This window comes from Lactobacillus nasalidis, from assembly GCF_016587775.1.
Taxonomy (GTDB): Bacteria; Bacillota; Bacilli; order Lactobacillales; family Lactobacillaceae; genus Lactobacillus; species Lactobacillus nasalidis.
The window spans coordinates 1-3,905 of sequence record NZ_BOCG01000337.1 but is presented as its reverse complement, the minus strand read 5'-3'; the positions used below and the strand labels follow the sequence as shown (position 1 = coordinate 3,905).

General features: G+C 54.1%; 2 protein-coding genes. Both read left to right on the top strand.

The features are described 5' to 3' along the window. The coding region (locus lacNas_RS06400; protein ID WP_201346702.1) for an ATP-binding cassette domain-containing protein at nucleotides 1-329 on the top strand (329 nt) is incomplete at its 5' end. Nucleotides 330-480: 151 nt separating this feature from the next. Next, nucleotides 481-3,905, top strand: a 3,425-nt coding sequence (locus tag lacNas_RS06395; RefSeq protein ID WP_244661430.1) for an EAL domain-containing protein, incomplete at its 3' end; no start/stop codon positions are given.

Below are 3,905 nucleotides of genomic sequence, written 5' to 3'. Positions count from 1 at the left end.
TGTCGGCTGACAGCCTCAGCGCCGGGCAAAAGCAGCTGCTCTGCATTACCCGGGTAATGCTGCTGGATCCGCCGATGCTGATCCTGGATGAAGCGACCAGCTCGATCGATACTCGGACCGAAATGCTGATCCAGCAGGCTTTTGACAAACTGATGCAGGGAAGGACCAGCTTTGTGGTGGCCCACCGGCTGTCGACCGTCGTCAATGCCGACTTGATCCTGGTCATGAAGGACGGGAAAATCATCGAACGGGGCCGGCATGCTGACCTGCTGGCCAAAGACGGCTTTTACAGCAAGCTCTACCACAGCCAGTTCGCCAAATTGTCCTGATAAACTGAAACTGCTCTCAACAAGAGGGCAGTTTTTTGTTTGAAAATTACAAATTTATTATGCTTTTCAGTCAAAAAACAATTTGTTTTTTAGTATAATTTACTTGTTAAAACAATCGATTGCCTTAATGGTTTGGATGGAAGCTGGTAAAATGATTGAAAAAGATAATTTGTCTAAGTCCATGAGAGAGTCTTTTGCTTATATCCGTGAGCCCTTCATGGCTCTGAAAATCAAGGACGGCAAGCCTGCCGTCGCATACGCGAACCAACAGCTGTTGGAGCTTTTTTCCTGCGCTGACCAGGCGGAACTGACGGATTTTGTCAGCCAAAGTCTGTTTTCATTTCTCAGTGAACCTGTTGCGACTGACCACGCCCTCATTGAACACGCGTCTGTTAAGGATCCGCGGGGCAGAGAGCACTTGCTCAATCTGGAAGTCTGCCGGGCGCAAGATGCGGGAAGTGACCTGCGTTTGTGCTACGTCAGCCCGATCAACATCAACCGCGACCTGCTGACAGGGCTGCTGGACCTGCGTTCTTTTCAAGAAGTGGGCCAGAGCCGGACAGAATCCCTGGTAAAGGCCGGCAAGCACGTTTCTTTGATTTCCTTTGACCTGGTCGGGATGAAGGATTACAACAACCAGTATGGTTTCAAGCAGGGGGACGCGCTTTTGCGCTTTGTGGCCGACTGCATCAAAGAAAGCTTCGGCGACCAGGCCTGCACCCGGTCAGGGGAGGACCGCTTTTACGCCTACAGCCAGGAATACGGCCTGGAAGACCGGTTAAAGGAGCTGGTTGAGCGGATCAGAAGCAGAAGAGAAATCCGCATCAGCGTTGCCAACCTGGACCTGGTGAAGGGGGATTTCGACAGCGCCTGCAACCAGGCCAGAGTAGCCTGTGAATCCCTGGAGGACCCCTACAAGTCCGGAATCGTCTACTATGACGAAAAGCTCGATGAAAGACACCGGCTGCAGGAATACATTCTCGGCCACATCGATGAAGCCTTGGAAAAAGGCTGGATCCAGGTCTACTTTCAGCCTGTTGTGCGGACGCTGACGGGCAAGGTCTGCAATCTGGAGGCTCTGAGCCGCTGGATCGACCCGCAGTACGGCATGATTTCCCCGGGGGTCTTCGTGCCGGTTTTGGAAGGGGCCAACCAGTCTTACAAGCTGGACTTGTTCGTGCTGAACTATGTGGCCCAGATGCTGGCCAGCCGCTTTGAAAAGGGCCAGGACGTGGTGCCGGTTTCAATCAATATTTCCCGCTCTGACTTCACGGTCATCGACCCGGTCAGAGAAATCACCCAGGTAGCGGACCACTACCACCTCAGCCACAAACTGCTCTGCATCGAGATTACGGAAACAGCCGTGATGAAGAGCCAGCGCGACATCGTGGACGCGATCAACCGCCTGCACCAGCTGGATTTCGAAGTCTGGATGGATGACTTCGGCAGCGGCTATTCTTCCTTGAATGACTTAAAGGATTTCGACTTTAACGAAATCAAGATCGATATGGCCTTCATGCGCAATTTTGACGACCGGTCCAAAAAGATCGTCTCCAAGGCCGTGGCCATGGCCAAGTCCTTGAAGATCCACACCTTGACTGAAGGGGTGGAAACTGCTGAACAGGTGGAATTTCTGAAGGGGATCGGCTGTGAACGAATCCAGGGCTTTTATTTCGGCAAGCCGCAGCCGATCAAGGACCTGGAGGCCAGCCTGGCTTTCAAGAAGCTGCCTTTTGAAAGTGCTGAGGAGGCCCGCGTCTACAGCCAGGCCGGGCTGATCGACGTGATGGCGGCGCAGCCGCTGGCCTTGTGCATTTATAACGGCAAAGAATGCCGGCTGTTTTTTGAAAACCGGCGCTTCAGCCAAGTCCTGGACGAGGCCGGGGTACCCAGAAGCTTCGTCAAGAAAGACTGGCTGCTGCGGCTGGCCGAAGACGCGATCGTCCAGCACCAGAAGGCGACCAGGACGACCGTCTACGGCAACCGCTACTTCCAGATCTCCCTGCTGCCGGTGGCGGAAGGCCGCAACGAATGCATATTGGAAATGAAGATCGACGGCACGATCGGCGAGATCGAAGACCGGGAATTTGCCCTAAATTCATCCTTAAAGAATATTTTGCCGATCTATAACCGGATCTATGAGCTGGATTTTGCCAAAGACAGATGGAACGTGATCGCCAGTGACCTGCCTGGTGAAAAGACCGGAGTGCAGGTGCACGGCATTCAAAGCTTCCGCTATGACTACGGCTTGAGATGCGTCATGCACGATGATCTTTCCAAGTGGCGCAACCTGCTGGATTACCAGGCTATGCAGGACCGCTTGGCAACACTGGACAACAAGTGGTTCACCGCCAGCCTGCGCACCCAGGTCAAGGACGGCAGCTATGCCTGGGCCGACTATACGGTGATTCGCTATCAAAACCAGAAATACATCCTGCTGGTCAAGATCGACACCCAGGTTGAAGAGAACCAGCGCGAGGGGCTGCTGAAAAACATCATGAAAAACCAGCACCGGAGTCTGGACAACGATTTCGGCGACGTGGACAGCCAGGTATGGCAGGCCGTCATCAAGCAAAGCAATCTCAAGCTCTTCTGGAAGGATGCCCAAAGACGCTTTCTCGGCGTCAGCCAGGCCTTTCTGGACTTTTACGGCTTCAAGAGCCAAAGCGAACTGATCGGCAAGACCGACGACCAGATCGGCTGGCACGTGAACAACAAGCCTTTTAGGGACAATGAACTGGAAGTCCTGCAGAAGGGGCAGCCGGTTTTGAATGCCCAGACGACGGCGATCGTTTCCGGAGCATTGCACCAGATCACCGCTTCCAAATTTCCGATTTTTGAAAACGGCAAGGTGGTCGGCCTGGTGGGCTACTTTGACGATTTGGACCTGGAGAAGGTTGCAAACCACCAGCAGACGCAGTCCAAGGGGCTGGACTACTTGGCCAACTTCCTGGACATCTCCAGCCTGGCGCCGGAATTGGCCCAGTATGACTCGGCCTGGAAGCATGACAAGCAGAGCTACACGGTCTGCTGGCTGGAAATCAGCAATTTCAGCAACCTCAAGCTCCACTACGGCCAGCGCTTCAGCCAGCTGCTGATTGAAAAATGCGCCAAGCTGATCAGTCAGCAGATCAGCAAGAGCGCCATTTTGGCCCGGATCCACGATGCCTCCTTTGTCATTATCAGCAACCTTTTGGCCAAAGAAGAGCTGCAGGCTGAAGTGGGCAAGCTGACCGGCAAGCTGGAAAAAATAACTGAAATTGACGGCTTCAGCTGCAAATTAAAGCCGATTACCGGCTTTGCCCAGGCCGACGAGGCCAAGAACAGCCGGGAGGTCGTCAACCTGGCGACCCGCCGCAGCCAGAGCAAGCTTGGGCAGCCGGGCAGCTTCCATGTCTTTGATGAATTCCTGGATCTGCCTTTGCCGATGGTGATCAGCAAACCGCAATTGAGCGCGCACGGCGACCGGGTCGTCGACACGGTCAACGTCTTTGCCAACGAACGCTATTGCGAGCTGCTCGGCGTCGGCCGCGACCAGCTCTTTGGCCAGTGCTACCACGACTTTGTAAGAAGCGA